This is a genomic window from Streptomyces sp. TRM49041 (genome assembly GCF_008271805.1).
GTDB lineage: Bacteria > Actinomycetota > Actinomycetes > Streptomycetales > Streptomycetaceae > Streptomyces.
This window is the reverse complement of record NZ_VSRY01000146.1, coordinates 1-17,622: the sequence shown is the minus strand read 5'-3', so window position 1 is coordinate 17,622 and position 17,622 is coordinate 1. Positions and strand designations below refer to the sequence as shown.

The window sequence follows — 17,622 nt, the reverse complement described above, 5'->3', positions numbered from 1 at the left end:
AGCTCCGCACCGAGCTTGCCCGCCAAATCCGCGACGCCAAGGCGCGAGAGAGGGCAATCCAGAGCAATCGGACGCGGCCGGGAGTATACGCACGTTCAGCGCTGGCCCAGGAGAAACCACTCGATCATTCCCTCCGCAGCGAGGATCATGGCGGAATGGCTGCGTACCTGTATGACCGGCTGGTGACGGAGGACGAATACCGCCAGCGCATCCGGCGGCACCGTCCCAGCTCACTGCTGCCCCTGATCGCTGCGGCGGCGGCCCGCTACAGCTCGCCCGAGCAGCCACAGCCGTGGCTGAAAAGCCCCTCAATGAAGTACACGCCCTGGGCGCTGGCTGACGCGGCCCGCGTCAGCCTGGCCTACGGAACCGAGCACCTGCGCTCCGAGGCCACCGAACGCGACCTGCTGGAGATCCTGGCCGCGTACTCCAGCCTGAAGGAACCGACCCTTCACGGCACCGACGAGGGCCCGGTCCGCCTGAGGGACTTCATGATGCGCCTGGGCGGCGAGCAGATGGCCTTCCAGGCACCGGAGTTCTTCAGCCTGGCTCGTACGGCGGCGCTGTACCTTCACACTCCGTTCCCCGCACACCGCCAGCCCCGCTGCATGGTCCCCGGCTGGGACACCGAGGTGTTCGGCTGCCCGCTGCCCGACTACGTCGGCACCGCACAACTGCTGTGGGGATGTGCGCTGTTCAACACAGGGCGTTTCGATCCCGCGCTCTACGACGGCCCGGACGGGGAGAACTTAAACCGCACCGTCAGCCGGGACACCGTCCTGCGCGTCGTCGAACGGCACTTCGCCACCGACGTGGCCTCTATCAAGGCAGCCGAGAAGCAGGCCACGCGGAACCTGGCGAGGGTGGCTGGCGGCACAGCGGCACAGCTGCGCCGCTTCACCTACAACCCGCTGCTGGGCCGGCCGGCGGTCACCGGCTTCGGACCTGGCCTGCTGTGTCCCTCGCCCCAGCTGGTCTGGCGCAAAGCGACCCCGTCTGGCATCTACCACACAGGACGCGAGCACTTCGGACCCGACTTCCTGCAGGAGACCGGCTACCTCTTCGAGGAGTACGTCGGCCGCCAGCTCCGCCTGATACCGGACGCCGACGTGGTCTCGGAGATCACGTACCGGGTCAAGCGGAACGAACTGCAGAGCGTCGACTGGATCGTCGTCTTCGACGACCTGGTGCTGCTCGTGGAGGTCAAGTCCATGATGCCGACCGAGAACGCCCGGCTCGGCCTGGAACTCGGAGTCGCCGAGACCGACAGCAAACTGGCCCGCGCCTACCGCCAGGTCAACGCCACCTCGGCCCAGATCGACCAGCGCCATCCGGCATTCGCCGGCATTCCGGCCGACCGGCCACGCCAGGCGCTGATCGTCACCCTTGAGCCGTTCCCCGTCGCCAACGCCAACCTGCCCCACCTCGGGCTGCCCACCGTCGATGTCCCGACCACGGTCGTCGCGGCCCACGAAGTCGAACGCCTGGTGACCCTGACCGACACCACCCCCAGCTCTCTGCTCCTGGAACGGGCGGCCGACCCCCAACGCTCCACCTGGGCCCTCAACGAGTGCCTGAACGGGCACGAGAACTCCCTGAACCCGGTCCTCGTCCAGGGATGGGCGTCCTACCCCTGGGCCAGCGGCCGGCTGTCGGCCCTGAACACGCCGTAGTCCGTCTCCCCCGGCCGGGGCGCCAGGTCGTCTGGGGACTCCCACAGGGACGGATCACCGGCGGGCCGGTGGCCGCCCGGCCCCGTACGGTCGGGTCCGAGTTCCCCACACACAGGTAGGAGGATGAGCGGTAGGATAGGTAGCATGAGTGAGCCTACCGGCAAGTACTCGATCACCATGCCGCGCGACATCGCCGAAGCCGCCAAGGCCCGCAGCGGCCCCTCCGGCCTGTCCGCCTATGTCGCCGCCGCCGTCGCCCGCCAGATCGAACGCGACAACCTCAACGAACTCATCACCGTCGCCGAAGCCGAACACGGCCCCGTCACCGACGAGGAGATCCAGGCCCTGCGCGACCAGCTCCACCAGGCCCGCGACAACCAGGCGACGGGCGGAGCGAACGCCGCGTGACCCGCTCCCCCGCCACCCCCGGCGGCACCCTCGTACTGGACAGCGAGGGACTGGCCAAGGCCGTCCTCCGCGACCGCACGGTCACCGCCTGGCTCGCCCTCGCCCGAGCCGACGACCTGCGGGTGATCACCTCCGCGGCCACCCTGGTGGAAGTCGTCCACCCGCGGATCAACCGCCCCGCCCTGGAGTGGACGCTCTCGCGCCTCGTCGTCGAACCGGTCACCGAGCCCATCGCCCGCCACGCCGCCGCCCTCCTCGCCGACGCCGGCCTGCACGGCCACAAGTACGCCATCGACGCCATGCTCAGCGCCACCGCCCTCGCCGCCCCCGGGCCGGCCACGATCCTCACCTCGGATCCCGAGGACCTGACCGCGCTGTGCGGTGGGCACGCCACCGTCATCAAAGTCTGATCCTGCTCTCGACTTATGGCTGAGTCATGGCCGCTCTCTGCGACGCCCGTTCAAGATCCACCTTGGGATCCGTTACACCGGGAGTGAGGGTGTCTACCTACGGCGCTTCGTACTCCTTGGGCATATGGATTTGCCGGATGGTGGCCGGGTCGCGTGGCACCGGAACGGCTTGGGTGCTGATGATCTGGGTGCCCGTGGCCTGGGCCGCGTTTGCCAGATCCTGCAGGACGTCGTCGACCACAGTGGTGCCGATGCCCTGCTGGTAGGGGTTGTCCAGGAGCAGCAGGCCGGGGGCTGCTGCTCCTTCGTCGAGGTCAGAGGCCAGGAACAGGGTGGCGTAGCTGTAAGCCAGGAAGAAGAGCACCTTCGTCTCTGCCCCCAGGGCTTGGTCCCAGGGGCGAGTGCCGACGTAGAAAGTGAGGTCACTGTCGTTGATGGTGATGGCGCCCTTGACCCAGCCGCGTTCGCGGTAGCGGTGCAGGAATTCGTTCATTCGCTCGGCGAACAGGGCGCATCGTTCGACGGAAGTGAGCGTAGCTGTGGCAACTGCGGCGGGCTCTTGGGCGAGTGCGTCGACGGCTTGTTGTGCAGCGGTGACGGCCTGGCTGGCTACGGCGCGGCGTTGGAGGATCTCCTCGATGGCGGGAAAGGCTGTCATCTTCTGTTCGAGCTGGGCGATCTGGGCGGCGAGGTTTTCGAGGCTGGCCATGAAGGGGGCCAGCTGCGCGGCGCGTTCTTCGTTGATGCGATGCGCGAGCCGTGCCTGTTCGCTTTGAAGGTCTGCTCGGCGGGTGCGGGCCGTCTGCAGATCGGCGGCGGTGCGGGCGGTGACATCTTCCAGGTCGGCAAGTTCTGACTTGAGTGACCGGATCTCCACGTGTGCCCGTCGGCGGCGCTGGTCGTCGTCGACCGGTTGGAAGCACAGGTAGCAGGCGTCTTCGCCATGCTCTCGGTGCGGGTCCACGCGTTGTTCGCATGCTGGGCAGAGTCGTACGGGGAGGGCGTCGAAGGTCTCCACGGAGGCGATGAGGCGTTCCATGCGGGTCACTTCCGAGGTGACCGTCTGGGCGGAGTAGGCGTGTTCGTTGCTGAGTTGTTCGAGCGCGACGACCTCGTCGACCGCCAGTTGCAACCGCCGGGATATGTCTTCGTAGGCGCTCGTCAGTGACGAGTCGTATCCGGCTGCCGTCTCGGTGGTGGACGTTCCCTGCAGGAGGCTGTTGATCTCGCGCGTCAGTTCATGACGTCGTTGGCGAACCGCGTGCAGTTGAGCGGTGACCTCTTCCCGTGCGGTCGCTACCTGGTCGAGGGTGCGGGCGACGGGAATGCGGAGCCGTTCGGAGATGGCGGTGACGGCCTGCAATGTGCTGTCCTGCACGTCCCGCTCCACTGCCTGGGCTTCGGCAAGGCGCCGCCTGGCCTGGGCGACGGCGAACTCCTTGGTGTCGTAGCGGGAGCCGGCAAAGCCGAGGAGCATGCTGACGACGCCGCGCCGGATGAATTCATGCTCCTTGTTGGCGAAGCTCGTCCAGGACTCCTCGTTGCGGTAGAAGTGGCGCAGCAGGTTCCGGAAGGACAAGGGCGTCAGTTCACTGGCCGTGGCCGGGTGGAGACCCTTGGGGATGCGCAGGTTGGGCCAGCCCAGTTCGCGCAGGATCCAGTCGGAGAAGTCGGCGTCGGTCAGCTCGTCTCCGTCGACGTACACCTTGTTCATGCGCCCGTGCTGGAGGAGACGAGTCAGGGTGCGGGGGTGGCCGTTGAGCCGGATCGCGGTGGAGACCTCGATGTACTCGTCGGAGACGGCGGCACCGAGAGCATCGATCATCCCGCCGCGGTCGCCGAAGCAGTAGTCGATGACCTTCAGCGTGGTGGTCTTGGAGCTGTTGCGGGGCCCGCTGAGGATGTTCAGCATGCCGGTTCCGAAGGCATACTCGTCGATTTCTGCGGTGTTGTGGACGAGCTTGACGGAGTCGATCCTGATCCCGCGGTCGGGGTGGGCGGTCACGGGTTTTGTCATGGCCGGATCTCCTGGCGGAAGGGCGCGTTGCCGACCTCGTCTGGGAACAGGTCGTAGATCAGGTTCTTCAGGTCGGTGCCCGACATGGCAGCCAGATTTCCTCGCATAGCCTGACAGCGCCGGACCAGTGGCTGGAACTGAGGGGCCTCGGTAAGGCGTTGCGCGGTCCTCTTGCCGGCGGCTTTGAGTTTCACTCGTTCGACCCGGTGGGTGGTGATGGTCACGAGGTCCCGAGAGACGAGGAAGGCGAGGAATTGCCGGTAGCGCTGGTCCCAGGGTCCGTAGCGGTAGCGGATCATCGGTGCCTCGACTTCGGACGGGTCACGGGCGAGAAACGCGGTTTCGGTATCGACGGCTTCCGGCATCGCGGCGTGGGCCCGCTCCAGGAATCCTGGATAGCGCACGAAGAAATCAAGTTTGGCGAACTTCGTCCGTCCCTCGATATAGGGGCCGGGCTCCTCGCCGCAGAGGTAGATGAGCAGCAGGAGCCGTGTTGCGTGGAAGTCAGGGGAGTCGTCCGGGTCCCAGGCGCGATACAGCGGGGGCACCACGCTGCTGCCGATCTTATGAGGCATCGGCGTACCTGTTCTGGCAGCGTGCCGTGATGTCGGAAAGCACTGCGTGGGCCTCGGCGAGGGTGAACTGCCGGCTGGTCACCTCGGGCAGCTCGCTCACGGCCACAAGCGTCTCGAAGTACGCCGCCGAGCCGGCGGCGAGGCGTCCGGCGCGTCGTTTCGCCATCGTGAGCGTGCAGATGGCGTTGATCTGATCGGCCAGGTCGTCGTACGCGCGGCGCCGGGTGCCGACACTGGCGCGGTAGGTCCGACGGTAGGCGAGCATGGCATCGTGCTGGGCTTCCGCCTCGGGCTCCGGTATTTCGGCAGCTCGCAGCTTGAGCTTGAGTTTCATCAACAGTTCGGTGGAACCGTCTCGCCGTCGCCCGGTTGCTCTGCGCACGCTGTCGTCCAGGGCCCGGCCGAAGTCGTCCGCGGTGAAGGTTGTCGGTCGCAGCTCAAGGGCGCTGCGGGCTATGTACTTGGAGATCAGCCAGATCATGACCTCCTCGACTTCCTCGTACAGCGGTTTCTCGCCCAGGCACGCTTCCACCAGTGGCGCCAGTCGCGCCATGGCCTCGGCCTCGACCTGGTCGATGGTGCGCGCCTCCACCAGGACGTCCAGGCGGTCGACACACCATCCGATGTCCCTGCCGTCTGGCAGTTGCACCCCGCTGAGCCTCTTGACGATGTCCGCGCGGGCGTCCGCGCTCACCGGGCCGCGAGGACGATCACGTTCCGCGACGAACGCATACAGGTCCCGCTGGGGCGTCTCGTTGACGATGAAGGTGAACCGTGTACCGTCCGGCAGCGGCTTGCCCAGGAACAGCTTGCCCAGATAGCTGCTGTCTGCGGCCTTCTTTTCCTCCGGCTTGCAAACGTTGGCGATACTGTGCCGCGTACCGGCTTCCTCGATCGTCTTGACCTGCCGGTATACGGGGGCGCCATCCCGATGACACAGGATGTCCTCCAGGTCCTCCCACGAGACCGCCGTCCACCGCCCTTCGAGCATGTCCAGGCAGTCCAGCAACGTGACGGCATCCTGGTAGGCGAACCCGCGCCTGCTCCGACGGCCGCCGTCAGCAGGCGCGAGAGTCACGGCTGCCTCGTGCGCGCTGGCGCACAGCGCTGAACCCTCGATACACGGCAAAATGGCCTGTTCGCACAGTTCCCCCATAAGCCACTTCGGAGCATGCAGTAGATCACCGCATCACCCAGAAGAGCAACGGTCGTGCAGAATATCAACCCCGCTCCGTGTCCGCGCCGCTACACCTGCGGCACGGCAGGAGATGTGACGGCGGCTCAAGCGCGAGCCACGGACATGCGCAGGGGAACCGTCGGGGACGCGCACGCACCCGAGCGCACGCCGCAACGGTCGGACCGCGTACCCAACCACGCCATGTCCGCGATCCCAGGCTAATCGTGCGCCTGGTCAGGCTCAGGCGGCTGGTCGTAGGAGCTCAACAGCCCTTCGATGCGCTGGTTGTTGATGGACTGCCGGTCATACAGGCACTTCGCGTACCGGGACAGCAGAACCTCGACACTGTTGCCGGCCCGCTGGGCGACCTCGGCCGGGTCCGCGCCCGCGCACAGCCACGTGGACAGCGCCGAATGCCGCAGATCGTACGGCCGCTTCGCGAGCGGCGTGCTGGTGAGCGCCGGAGACAGGGCAAGGTCACGGCTCTCACGCCAGACCCGGTGGTAGGTGGAGTAGCTGACGACCCGGCCCTGCTCGGTGAAGAACAGCCGCCCATCGTCGGCCGTGCCGAACGTGGCAACATGCTCCCTCCACATCGCCACCAGATGCGGAGGCAACGGCACCACCCGCGTCTCCCCGGGCGGGCGGTTCTTCAGCCCGCGCTCATCATGGAACTCGCCGGTGTCGGTCCACCGTTTACCCGCCTGCGGCCGAGTACGGTGCAGGATCAGCCGCCCCCACCCAGTGCGGGGCAGCCGGCAGTCCGGCAGCGCCACCGCGACCGCCTCCTCCGGACGCAGGCCCGCGTAGTACATGCCCGCGAAGAACCCGACCAGCCGACGGCCCCGAGCCCTCCGGTAGCCGCCCACGTAGGAGACGGCGTCCAGCAGATCCCGCGCCTGGTACGGGTTGGCCACCACCCGCGGATCCACCGCCACCGCCGGTTTAGGCACCCGCCAGCGAACCCTGTTCAACGGGTGGCTGCCCAGCTCGCCCCGCTCCACGGCGTAATGCAGCGCGTGCACCAGTACCTTGCGCTTACGGCGCATCGTCTCCACCGCCGCCTCACTCCCGTCCAGCTTGCGGCGCAGCGACTCCAGCACATCACGTGCCAGGACCGGATCATGCAGATCCACCAGGGGACGGGATGCCTTGGCGACCCACTGCAGCACCAGCCGGTCCTGCGCCGACATCTCCCCCTGTCCGGGCCGGAGCGTGACGAACGCCCAGTGCCGCAGGGCACGGCGCAGCAGGTGCCCGTTCGGCCGGCCCGGCAGGTCCCCCAGCATCGCCATCGTGACGGCCGTCAGCGCGTCGCTTCCCTCGTCCCGGGTCTTCGCCGCCCGGCCTGGCCAATGGGCTCGCGCGTACTCGGTCGCGAAGGAGTACCAGCTCATGTGCGACGGCCCCTGTGCCCCCTGGCCGGAGTTGCTCACCTCGGCCAGTCCCACGCGGATGGCCCGCACCAGCTCCGCCCCGAACTCTCCGGCCAAGCCCGCGACCGCGCTGCCGCCGTGCGGCTGCGCCGGGGTTCGGTCCGCAGGCTGCTCGGGCTGAGATGCGACGCCGTGGTGCTCGTTCAGGTCCATACCCGCCTCCTTCTGATCGGCGGGAGAATGGCTGCCCGGCACATCCACACCAACATCCCCTCGCAAGAGGGCACTCGAGCGCGTCATGTTGACGAGCGCGGATTGTCGGACGTTCGACCCGGCTTCCGTCACCACTGGTCATACCTGGTCCCGGTGTGGCCAGTTGTGGTCCTTGCCGCACTATGCGCACTTGCACGCGCCCCGATGTCCCGAACTACCGTTCCCGGCGCGCCAGAGCACGGACACCGTGGGGGATGCATGGCGAGAACCGCGCGACAGATCCTGAACGCTCTCAGCCGCTCGACGAGCGTTCACATCCACTCGACGACAGAACTGGCCGCGCACGTGGACTCCGCGGCGGCGGCCATCGACAAGCGGCGCCGACAGAAGGGCCAGGAGGCAGCGCGCAGGAAGCCCGACCTGCGGCCGGTCGCGCTGGCCGAGCACGGGCGGTCCATTGACCTGACGCCGTGGCAGGTGCTGCATGCCGTAGCCCGCGGCTACGTGCTGGCCGGCCAGGGAATGGGGCGCGGGCTGGCGGAACACTGGCTGAGCCTGAAGTTCTGCGAGGCGCTGGACGGCAATCGCGCCGGCGCCATGGATCTCACCGACAAGGGCCGCTCTTCCGAAAGCTGGTATAAGGGCATGCAGGCCCGGGAGCTGGCCGTCGGCTTCGGGCTCGCCGTGGCGGAGCACATCGTGCAGCAGCGCTACCCCGACCACATCGTCTCGGTCGTCGATACGAACACGGTGCTGCGAGCCGGCTGGCCCCTGAGCGTCTCCCAACGGAACAAGGGCTCACGGCCCCGGCCCGACTACATCATCGAGGCATGGAAACCCGGCGAGCCGTCGAAAGTCACCTTCGTGGCCTGCCGCGGAAACCACCAGAAGCCCAGCAAGCGCACCGGCCGAACCCGCAGCACCACGATCCAGCAACTCGTCAAGGGAGCGGAACTGACCGAGGGCATGCAGATCGGCCCCTGGAACACCACGCCCTGCCTGATGCTGTCCACCGAACTCATGGGCCAGGGCGGGGTCGTGGTCAATGTGCTGCAATCCCCAGGCGAGGCTCTGCTCCCCCTCCGAATACCCGGCGCCCTGAATGACGCCGACGAGGAGATCAGGGACAAGCCCGGAATCCCCTACCCCAACGCCATTCGCGTACCGGCCCGCGACGGTCGACGGGCGCGGACGGTCGACGGCTTCCAGGTGGGCGAGGACGATCTCGCCTGGTTCGGCCAGCTCCTGGCCCGTACCGCAGCAGCCGGCCTGACCGCTTTCTCGGGCGGACGGAAATACACGGCCGGGTATCTCACCGCCCGCCAAGGGCGAGAGCACTACGACGTGCCCGCCTTCGCCGCAACATCGAGCGTCGACGACGCGGACATCGAGGTCGGCGACACGAAATTCGTCGGCACGGACAACGTCTTCCGCATGGGGACCGCACGCATCGAGGCATTCTCCGGAGTGGACTCAGAATTGTACGAACTGATCAAAGACGGCCGCGTGGAGGAGTACCGGCAAGCGGCCTACGAACTCCGCTCCAAACGGCGTGACTCCCATGAAGCCGGGAAATGGAACGACCCGATCTCGTTCCAGGACGACAGCACCATCATGGCCCTGAGCATCCTGCCCATCCGCAAACGGCGCCCGCTCTGAACCAACAACTCAGGAAATCTTGGCTCTCCTGCGCTCACCGCTACGGGCAGCGCAACATAGCGCGGGATCGCCGGTTGGCCAAACCGGCGATCCTCCGGATCATTGACAGTCCACCGCCACCACCTGCCCGCACGTCGAAAGGCCGCATCCCTAATCTCAGCCTCACAACTTCACACGACCGGCCGCCTGTATTCACGACCAGGCAGCCCGAACAGCACTTCCAGGACGCGGTCGACCCACCGCGGTCGGCCTTCCCAGGGCATTACGCAAGAGCGTCGCGCCGACGCCGAGCGCTGCTGGGCGAAGGGAGATCGGCGCCGTCTTGGCCTTGGTGCGCGCCGGCTGGCCTTCGCCTGCCGGTCTGCGGCTGCCGGCAAAGCCGCCGGCATCCGACTCGCACGTTCGCCGTCGCGGTTCGTGAGATCACACCCTCCGGCCAACACCGTCTACCGCGCAGACCTGCGGCTCGGTGCCCACGCCGGCACCAAGTCAGGGCGGGTCCCCCTCAGCCCGCCGGAGGCTGGAGAGCCAGCCGGGACACACACACGCCAAGGTCATGCGGATGAGAAGCGGCGGGACGCGCCCGTCGGCCACCCTTCACCCCGGCACCGCGCGTAGGCGCCCCCACCGAGCCAGGCGCACAACCCGCTCTTTTGGCCTGCCCGCACGCTCCGGGCAGCCACCTTGTTCGATTGAGGGGCGCACCATATACCCCTACGCTTGCCCGAGGAAGTCGTGATCTACGTCATGGCGCATGGATCGACTACCGCGGGGAATGATACGGACAAGGCGAGCAAAATAGGCTTTTTCATTCTCGCGGGACATGTGCGGGACGGCGGGCCTGGCAACCTGTCAGGTATGCCGCTGACCTGCGAAAACATGCGGGAAGCCGACGGCCTCCGGAGCCGTGTGCGCAGGTTCGAATCCTGCCGGGGGCACTCGAAAGATGGGAACGGACAGGTCGGCTTTGCCGCGATTGTCTGTCCCGAGTGCCATGATCGGGTTCCAGCACTTCGGTGCGGGAGCCCGATTTTTTGTTCCACGGCTCCAGCTCACGGGTGACGGACACCAGTCCGTCCACCATGTGCCCCGGGCTCGTCACCCGGAGGGTGAGTTCTTCGCAGGGCTGGCTGTAGCGGACCTCCAGACCGAACGCGGGGTAGAGGCGGCGCTGGATCTCCTGCGGGACGAGGGAGAGATCGACGTCGAGGTGCGGTAGGGCGTCCAGCAGGGCTGAGGGGTCGACGGCATCGTCGGTGGCTGGCAGGGCGTTGAGTTGGGCCAACTGATCGACGCGAGCTTTGCGTTGTGCGCCCAGCGTCGCATGTTCTTGGCGGATGGCGTCGCGGAACTCCTTCTCCTGCTCTGGATCGAAGACGACGTCCTGGTCGTCGTGTCCCGTGCCGTCGGCGAGCGTGCGGATGAGGCGGGCTTGGCGCTGGCTGATGGCGCTGATGGCCTGCTCCAGTCGGCCCCGGACTGTAGTGGCTCGTACTGGCTCTGACCTGGACCTTTACCACCCCGTGGGGCGTCGCATCCAAGCACGTACATGGAAGCGACGGGGGATCCGACGCCCGAAACGACGGGGAAAACGACATGGAGTGGCAGACGCTGACCACTGGGATAGGCGATCAGCGCCCCATCTGAGTACCGCTGGTTGTGCCTGCCGACGAACGCGGCTTGGGCCCGCCCCAGACACAGGGCTCGTGTCACTAGGGAACGCGTGGCCTCTCCTGTGTCCGGGGCGGGTGGCTATCGGCGGCGCGGGATCCTGGCCTGGGCTCGGTGCCTGCCGGTACGCCTTGTAGCCGGCGTCTCCGTGTCGCGTGGCTCCTCTTGCCGTCTCTGCGCGGCCGGGGCGTCGCCGAGGAGGATGGCCTGCCAGACCAGTTCGTGCAGCGTCTTGATGCAGGGGCCGCATGCGTACATGGGTGCCTGGGCGCCGGCGACGCTTGCGGGGCCGATCCAGAGGACGCGTGTCCAGCGTTGACCGCAGTAGAGCCAGCAGAAGCCATCCACCCACTCGCTGCTGTCGTCCGTCGCCGCTGGAGCGGGGAGACCACCGCGGGCGAACTCGGCGATTCCGGGAATCACCCGCGGCGGCAGGGCAAGCCGGGTGAGCGCCGCTCCTGCCCCTGGGGTCACCGGGCCTCGACGGTCGCGGGGCTCGTCTCCTTCTTCTCCGCTTCGGCGAAGAGGAGGGTGGGCTCGGCGAGAATGTCGCGGCCGGCCTCGCTCTTGTAGATCTCGTCGACGCTGCCGAACCTGGCCTCGGTGTAGTCGAGGTCGAGCAGGGCGGCGGCCTTGCGGACCGACGCCTCGTCGGGGCCTTCGATCTCGACGAACGTGGGGAGGTCGGGCCAGGTGTCGAAGTCGAACGCCACCTCGCCGAGGTGCCACTCCTCGCGGTAGTTCTCCTGGTACCGCACCTCGCGCAGGCCGATGCGCCGGAGGATGTCCGCCATCGCGTGCAGGTCGGTGACCTCGGTCTCGATCTCGGTGGTGCCGTCGATGGTGGTCGAGTCGGTGACCTGCTTGAGGGTGAGCGTGGAGCGGGTGCCCTCGTCGCGGAGGCGGATCCACTGGCCGTTGTCGAGGGCGTCGTTCTCGAAGATCTTGCGCGTGAGCAGGGTGCGGGGGAAGGTCTGGGTGGCTCCCAGTGCGGCGAGCTTGGCCTGGAGCGCGGCGACGTCCACGGACAGGAACTTGGCCTCGTATTCGTGCTTCATAGTCCTCTTCCTTGAGGTGGCGGTTACTTGCCGGTGCGGGCCGCGAGCAGCAGGCCCATGCGGTGCGTGTGGTCGTGGGGCTGGCCGATGTGGGGGCGTTCGGTGAACTGGCTGGTTCGCAGCGTGAGCAGGACGTTCCAGCCGGCCGTGAAGCTGCCGCCGAGATTCTCTGGGGACGTGTAGTGCTCGATCAGGTGGTGGCGCCGTTCGACGGGCATCATGAACTCCGCGCCGAACAGGCCGCCGACACGTACGAGTGACTGCATGCGCGTGACGAAGTCGGCGAGCGGGGTGTGGTGATTGGCACTGTAGTGCCAGGAACAGCTCGTCCAGACGGCGTCGCAGCGCGCCTCGGGAAGGTCGGCCCGCAGGAAGTCCTGCTCGATGACCTGTACTTGGTTGTCGAGGTCTTCGCGCTTGAGGCGATCGGTCAGGCCGAGGGCGTGGGCCGTGGTGTCACCCGGAAGGCTGACCTCCCCGCCGTGCAGGGCGAACGGGTCCTTCTCGATGGCGATGACGCGGTGGCCGGCGGCTGCGAGCGGCAGGACGAACTTGCCCTCGCTCGCGCCGATGACGGCGACCGTCGCCCTACCGGAGGCGTGCTCTTTCAGGGCGGCGAGGAACTGGGGGAAGAACGTGAGGGTGTGCTCCCACAGGCTCTGCGTCTGCACGGTGGTGTCCTTCCTTTTCGATGGTGAGGATGGCTTCAAGGACGCGGTCCGGTGCGAGGCCCGTGGTGTCCACCTGGTGCATGGGGAACTCGCTGTACGCCTCGGTGATCCGGTCCGCCGCTTCCTCGCTGAGGGCGTCCCACCGGCTGGCGGGCTTGGACCTCTCGCTGAGCCGCCGCTGCCGTTCGTCCTCCGCGCACAGCAGGTGGTACGTGGTGGGTTGCGGTAGGTCGGCCGGGAGCGTGACACCGAGCCGGGCCCCGAAGGCCCGGTGGTTGGCGATGCACCTGGGGAAGTAGCTCTCCACAACGACGGGGATGTCGGCGGTCAGGTAGCGCCGGATCTCCTCGGCGGCGGTGAAGAGGGCCGAGAGGTAGAAGCACATGCGGGCCTCGATGTTCTCCCGCGTGTCCACCTGTCGTCTCAGGGCCTGGTAGAAGAGGGGCACGGTGGGGACCAGTACGGCTCCCCGCACTGCGGCGAGCATCGGCGCCATGGTCGACTTGCCGGTCCCGCGGAGTCCTTCGAGGCTTTCGAACAGTGGTCGATCAGGCACGGGCGTACACCACGTCCGGCACGGCGAGGGTGAGCTCGTCGGTGGCGGAGGGCTGGTGGACGATGCGGTTCGCGGTCTTCTCGTACCAGAAGGCGTGCGAGTCCTTGCCCACGGCCTTGCAGGACATGGTCAGGGCTCCCCGGGGGTCGGCCTCGATGCGGTCGATCTCGCGCGGGCCGTCGGTCGGGGCGCAGATTTCCGGGGCGCCGTTCTCGGACAGGTCCTTGTCGACGATCACCTCGATGGCGAGCCCTGCCTGCTGGAGATCCTCGCGGAGGCGCGTGTAGGCGGTTGGCTCGGTGACCTGCAGCTCGGGGTGTTCGGCGGCGTTGCCGACCGGGCGGAGGCAGTGGAGCTTGAGCTGGCGGACGCCGAACCGCTGCATGGTGCGGGCCAGGGGAAGGACCTCGTCGATGTTCTGGGAGGTCACGGTCATCGTTGCGCCGGTCATGACGCCGAGGTCGCGAGCGAGGTTCAGGGTGCTGAGGGCGGCGAGGTAGCTACCGGACCTGCGGATGGCGTCGTTGGTCTCCCCGAGCCCCTCCAGCGAGACGCGCAGCAGGTCGAGGTAGGGGGCGACCTCGGTGAGGTGGCTCTCGATGCGGTAGCCGTTGGTGCAGATCTCGACCTGCATGCCCAGCTCCTGCCTGGCGTACTGGACGATCTGCGGCAGGTCCCGGTGGAGGAAGGGCTCGCCACCGAGCAGAGTCACCGCCTCCGTGCCGTACTGGTCGTGCATGAGCCGGATGAGGTTGATCGCCTCGTCGGCGCTGAACGCGTCGCCCTGCTTCAGGCGCTTGCCGTGGAAGCAGTGCAGGCAGTTGAAGTTGCAGCGGTACAGAAGCTGCAGGTACAGCATCCGAATCCTGCGGATGCCGGTGACGTCCCGGATCATGTGGGCCTCCTGAGCCAGTTGTCTGGTGGGGAGAACCCGATGGTGTCGGGATGAGGGCGGACACCATCACCACGTAATCGGACGGTACGAGGACGTCCTGGGACGTTTTCAGCTCACAGCTGCCTTTGCCAGGTGGACCAGGAGTTCCGCCGTGTCCGACAGGTCCGGCAGCACGACCGGCGCACCGGCGGCAGACAGCTCGTCCCTGCTGTGAATTCCCGAGGCGACCGCGACGACCTGGCAACCCGTCGCCAATGCCGCTTCGACGTCTCGCGGCGTGTCGCCCACCAGGACGACGGGCACGTCCTCCCCTACCCCGTACCTGCGGCGAATCCGCTCGCGCGATACGCCTACGAGGTCGGGCCGCTGGAGGGCATCGGCCCCATAAGCGCCTACGGTGAGATCCACCAGGGAGTCGAGGTCGAACGCGCCCAGCTTGACCTGAGCGTTCGGCGCGATGTTGCCCGTCAATACCGAGGACACCCAAGTGTCCTGCCCGGCCACCCTCTTGAGCGCGTCCCGTGCACCGGGGAGAGCCATGCCTCGCCTCTGAAGCTCCCCGAACCTCTCCCGCCCTGCCTGGGCAAGGGCCGCCTCGACATCCCTCCAGCCCGGCTCGGGCACGCCGTGCCGAAGGAACATGTCCCTCATGATCGAGCGATCGGTGCGTCCCTCGGTCCGCGCCGCCCGGGCAGGCGAGAAGCCGGCGAGTGCCGTGAACGCAGCGGCGTAGATCTCCTTGCTCACCCCCGCGTTGTCAATCAGTGTGTGGTCGATGTCCCACAGGACGATGAGGTGCATACCGCCAGCGTAAGCACCACTGTCCAGCCGTCCGCCGGCCCGTGAACGTCCCACAACGTCCTTGCTCGTCATCGCCCGACTGGGCTTGTATGACCTCTGTGAACGAGCGACTTCACTCCGTACTCGCCCAGCGTGGCGTAACTCCCGAATCGCTCGCCGAAGCCTGTGAGGTAGACCCGAAAACCGTCAGCCGCTGGCTCGGCGGACGCGTACCCCATCCGCGGCACCGCTTCCGTGCCGCTCAGCACCTACGGGTCGAGGAGACATTCCTCTGGCCGACACCGCCCTCCCGCGGCGGACGGTCCGGCACCGGGTTAGGCACCGAGATCGTCGGGACCTACCAGAACCGGGCCAGCGTCCCCCGCGACACATGGCTCGCCCTGATCCAAGGCGCACGGCGGCAGATCGACGTCCTGGTCCTTTCCGGCACGTTCTTCGCCCAGACCAACCCGCACGTCGCCAAGATGCTCGCCGAGCGCGCGGCCGGTGGTGTCCAAGTCCGCCTCTGCTTCGGCAACCCGACCGGCCAGGCCGCCGCCCTCCGGGGCCGCGAGGAAGGCATCGGCGACACGCTCGCCGCCAAGATCCGCGCCTCCCTCACGTACTACCGGCCGCTGCTGTCCGAGGCCGGATGCGAGGTGAGGCTCCACGACAGCACTCTCTATAACTCCCTCTTCCGCTACGACGACAATCTGCTGGTGAACCCGCATGTGTGGGGGCAACCAGCCAGTGCCAACCCGTTGTTGCACCTCCGGCGGGTGGATGTCGCCGGCTGGTTCGACAACTACGCTCAAAGTTTCGACGCAGTCTGGGCCGGCGCGCGGCCCTGGACACCCGACCAGGAGGGGACCGCCACGCATGGGCAGGACTGAGTACTACAACGACCCCGATGCCCCCAAGGCGAACACCCTCATCCCGGCCAGCAACCTGCTCGTCGTCGACGACAGCGGCGCCATCCTCCTCCAGCGCCGCCGCGACACCGGCCAGTGGGCCCTTCCCGGCGGTGCCCAGGACATCGGCGAGACCGCCGCCGAGTGCGCCGTACGCGAATGCCTGGAGGAGACCGGCATCGTCGCCGAGATCACCGGTTTCCTCGGCGTCTACACCAACCCGAACCACATCGTCGCCTACACCGACGGCGAGATCCGCCAGCAGTACGAGAACACCTACATCGGCCGCTCCGTCGGCGGGCGGCCCACCATCAACGACGAAGCCGACGGCGTCCGCTTCGTCCAGCCCGCCGACCTGGACAGGTACGACATCCACCCCAGCATGCGCCAGCAGATCGGCGACTACCTCGCCGGCACCTACCCCTACCTCGGCTGACCTGCCAACGCCGCCTCCACCCGCTCCACCGCGGCGAAGATCTCCGGCGAAGCCCGACGGATGAACCGCCCCACAACGCTGTCGGCCCCGTAGCGCCCCAGAATCTCCGCGACCCGGTCCTGTGCGGTGGTACGCGTACCGTCGGGCGTCGTCGTCATGTCGCAGTACACGAGCGCATCCACCAGCAGCGGCTCCTCCACCAACGGAAACTCCGCCTCCAGCACCTCGCGAAGCCCACGCTCCTCGGCCTCCAGCAACGCGAAGGAGTGGTTCGCCACGAGCCGCACCAACCGCTCATCGGCCCGGTGCTCATCACGAAGGAACCGTGCCCCGTCGAGCGGGTGGAATCCTGTCGCAGCCAGCCGGGGCGTATAGCCCACGTCATGCAGCGTGGCGGCGGCAACCAGCAGGTCAGCATCCTCTCCGAGGACGCGCCCAAGCCCAGCCGCACGCCCGGCGACCCCATGCGAATGCGCCCACCGACGCGGAAGCTCAACCGACAGCTCCGCTTGCCCCACACGCCGGGACCACTCCACCATCGACTCGTTCATGGCCTCGTCTTTGCCCATAGCAGTGAACCGATACACGACGTAAAGAAGACTGCTGCCCGACAGACAGGCTGCATCCACCCGTCTCTCGGCCAACGGCCCTGATGGCGACGGGCTCCTTGCCCGATCAGGCGACGGATGTTCATCGGTGGACTCCCGGCTGCATGACGGCCGCGCGCGACACGCCTGCGGTCCTCCAGCCGAAAGGCAACGCCCACCAGGGGCTTCATGTCTGTCCGCGGCCCGGGTGCCGCACCGCCAGCGACGCTGCCGATCGCTGCGGCCCCGCAGAGATCATCTCGCTGAGAAAACCTCACTGAGCATTTCCGATCTACCCTCCGGCGAGTGATGCTCGCTGGCGCATGATGACGAACACGGCGTGGATTGCGGTGGTGGCCCGGCTGGGGCTGATGCGGAGTCGGTCGAGGACCCGCGAGCGTTTCAGCGCGGCGAAGGGCCGCTCGACCGGGGCACGGAGCTTGGCGATCGCGGAGTTCGTCTTCTTCTCCCCAGCCGTTGTGGCCCTTGCCCTGCGGGCGTTTGATCGGGGTGCGGGTGGTGCCGCCGGCGCCCTGGTAGCCGGAGTCC

The 17,622-nt window shown here is 67.5% G+C and carries 18 protein-coding genes, 1 tRNA gene and 1 pseudogene; 9 read left to right on the top strand and 11 right to left on the bottom strand.

Going from position 1 to position 17,622, the window contains the following annotated elements; all coding sequences use genetic code 11:
- Positions 1-155 precede the first annotated feature (155 nt).
- The 3 genes from FVS66_RS20345 to FVS66_RS20335 all read left to right on the top strand — a co-directional run bounded on the left by FVS66_RS20345 (position 156) and on the right by FVS66_RS20335 (position 2,491).
- Entirely contained in the window at positions 156-1,673 is a 1,518-nt protein-coding gene (locus FVS66_RS20345) for a hypothetical protein (protein ID WP_149182617.1), read from the top strand.
- Between the two features lie 144 nt (positions 1,674-1,817).
- Entirely contained in the window at positions 1,818-2,081 is a 264-nt protein-coding gene (locus tag FVS66_RS20340; RefSeq protein WP_149182616.1) for a CopG family transcriptional regulator, read from the top strand.
- Positions 2,078-2,491: a PIN domain-containing protein gene (locus FVS66_RS20335; RefSeq protein ID WP_149182615.1), complete on the top strand. Its 414-nt coding sequence runs from the start codon at positions 2,078-2,080 to the stop codon at positions 2,489-2,491. Before FVS66_RS20340 ends, FVS66_RS20335 begins: the two co-directional genes overlap by 4 nt.
- 97 nt (positions 2,492-2,588) lie before the next feature.
- On the opposite strand, the gene FVS66_RS20330 is transcribed toward FVS66_RS20335, so the two are convergent.
- The 4 genes from FVS66_RS20330 to FVS66_RS20315 form a co-directional block, all read right to left on the bottom strand.
- The gene (locus FVS66_RS20330; protein ID WP_149182614.1) at positions 2,589-4,508 is read right to left on the bottom strand and encodes a hypothetical protein; all 1,920 of its coding nucleotides are present in this window, start codon (positions 4,506-4,508) and stop codon (positions 2,589-2,591) included.
- Complete coding sequence (locus FVS66_RS20325) at positions 4,505-5,083, bottom strand: hypothetical protein (protein ID WP_149182613.1); 579 nt, start codon at positions 5,081-5,083, stop codon at positions 4,505-4,507. The genes FVS66_RS20330 and FVS66_RS20325 overlap by 4 nt, the downstream gene beginning before the upstream one ends.
- On the bottom strand, positions 5,073-6,161 hold the full coding sequence (locus tag FVS66_RS20320) for a dsDNA nuclease domain-containing protein (protein ID WP_187645617.1): 1,089 nt from the start codon (positions 6,159-6,161) through the stop codon (positions 5,073-5,075). The genes FVS66_RS20325 and FVS66_RS20320 overlap by 11 nt, the downstream gene beginning before the upstream one ends.
- 317 nt (positions 6,162-6,478) lie before the next feature.
- Positions 6,479-7,849: a tyrosine-type recombinase/integrase gene (locus FVS66_RS20315; protein ID WP_149182611.1), complete on the bottom strand. Its 1,371-nt coding sequence runs from the start codon at positions 7,847-7,849 to the stop codon at positions 6,479-6,481.
- Positions 7,850-8,107: 258 nt separating this feature from the next.
- Between FVS66_RS20315 and FVS66_RS20310 the strand changes: the two genes are divergently transcribed.
- The 4 genes from FVS66_RS20310 (at position 8,108) to FVS66_RS20295 (ending at position 11,012) form a co-directional block, all read left to right on the top strand.
- Positions 8,108-9,508, top strand: a complete 1,401-nt coding sequence (locus FVS66_RS20310; protein ID WP_149182610.1) for a hypothetical protein — start codon at positions 8,108-8,110, stop codon at positions 9,506-9,508.
- Positions 9,509-10,347: 839 nt separating this feature from the next.
- A tRNA-Arg gene (locus tag FVS66_RS20305) sits at positions 10,348-10,446 on the top strand.
- A 56-nt stretch (positions 10,447-10,502) separates the two neighbouring features.
- Complete coding sequence (locus FVS66_RS20300; RefSeq protein ID WP_149182609.1) at positions 10,503-10,727, top strand: hypothetical protein; 225 nt, start codon at positions 10,503-10,505, stop codon at positions 10,725-10,727.
- Between the two features lie 57 nt (positions 10,728-10,784).
- Positions 10,785-11,012: a hypothetical protein gene (locus FVS66_RS20295; RefSeq protein WP_149182608.1), complete on the top strand. Its 228-nt coding sequence runs from the start codon at positions 10,785-10,787 to the stop codon at positions 11,010-11,012.
- A 637-nt stretch (positions 11,013-11,649) separates the two neighbouring features.
- On the opposite strand, the gene FVS66_RS20285 is transcribed toward FVS66_RS20295, so the two are convergent.
- The 5 genes from FVS66_RS20285 to FVS66_RS20265 form a co-directional block, all read right to left on the bottom strand.
- Positions 11,650-12,237 carry a class IV adenylate cyclase gene (locus FVS66_RS20285; protein ID WP_149182606.1) on the bottom strand — a complete coding sequence of 196 codons (588 nt, stop codon included), beginning with the start codon at positions 12,235-12,237 and terminating at the stop codon, positions 11,650-11,652.
- 23 nt (positions 12,238-12,260) lie between these two features.
- A complete protein-coding gene (locus FVS66_RS20280) occupies positions 12,261-12,908 on the bottom strand; it encodes an SAM-dependent methyltransferase (protein ID WP_149182605.1) in 648 nt (215 codons plus the stop codon).
- Positions 12,826-13,464 (bottom strand): hypothetical protein, encoded by a 639-nt coding sequence (locus FVS66_RS20275; protein ID WP_262387105.1) that lies wholly within the window; start codon positions 13,462-13,464, stop codon positions 12,826-12,828. Before FVS66_RS20275 ends, FVS66_RS20280 begins: the two co-directional genes overlap by 83 nt.
- Positions 13,457-14,359, bottom strand: a complete 903-nt coding sequence (locus tag FVS66_RS20270) for a radical SAM protein (RefSeq protein ID WP_149182604.1) — start codon at positions 14,357-14,359, stop codon at positions 13,457-13,459. The genes FVS66_RS20275 and FVS66_RS20270 overlap by 8 nt, the downstream gene beginning before the upstream one ends.
- A 108-nt stretch (positions 14,360-14,467) precedes the next feature.
- Positions 14,468-15,160 (bottom strand): HAD hydrolase-like protein, encoded by a 693-nt coding sequence (locus FVS66_RS20265; protein ID WP_149182603.1) that lies wholly within the window; start codon positions 15,158-15,160, stop codon positions 14,468-14,470.
- Positions 15,161-15,258: 98 nt separating this feature from the next.
- Here FVS66_RS20265 and FVS66_RS20260 point away from each other — a divergent pair, with 98 nt between their 5' ends.
- Positions 15,259-16,032: a helix-turn-helix domain-containing protein gene (locus tag FVS66_RS20260; protein ID WP_187645616.1), complete on the top strand. Its 774-nt coding sequence runs from the start codon at positions 15,259-15,261 to the stop codon at positions 16,030-16,032.
- Positions 16,019-16,486, top strand: coding sequence for an NUDIX domain-containing protein (locus FVS66_RS20255; RefSeq protein WP_149182601.1), 468 nt, complete (start codon positions 16,019-16,021; stop codon positions 16,484-16,486). The genes FVS66_RS20260 and FVS66_RS20255 overlap by 14 nt, the downstream gene beginning before the upstream one ends.
- Here the strand turns inward: FVS66_RS20255 and FVS66_RS20250 are convergent.
- Positions 16,474-17,037, bottom strand: a complete 564-nt coding sequence (locus FVS66_RS20250) for an HD domain-containing protein (RefSeq protein WP_149182713.1) — start codon at positions 17,035-17,037, stop codon at positions 16,474-16,476. The two genes, FVS66_RS20255 and FVS66_RS20250, sit on opposite strands and share 13 nt — an antisense overlap.
- Before the next feature lie 328 nt (positions 17,038-17,365).
- Positions 17,366-17,622, bottom strand: a pseudogene (locus FVS66_RS20245) (hypothetical protein); the annotation flags it as partial.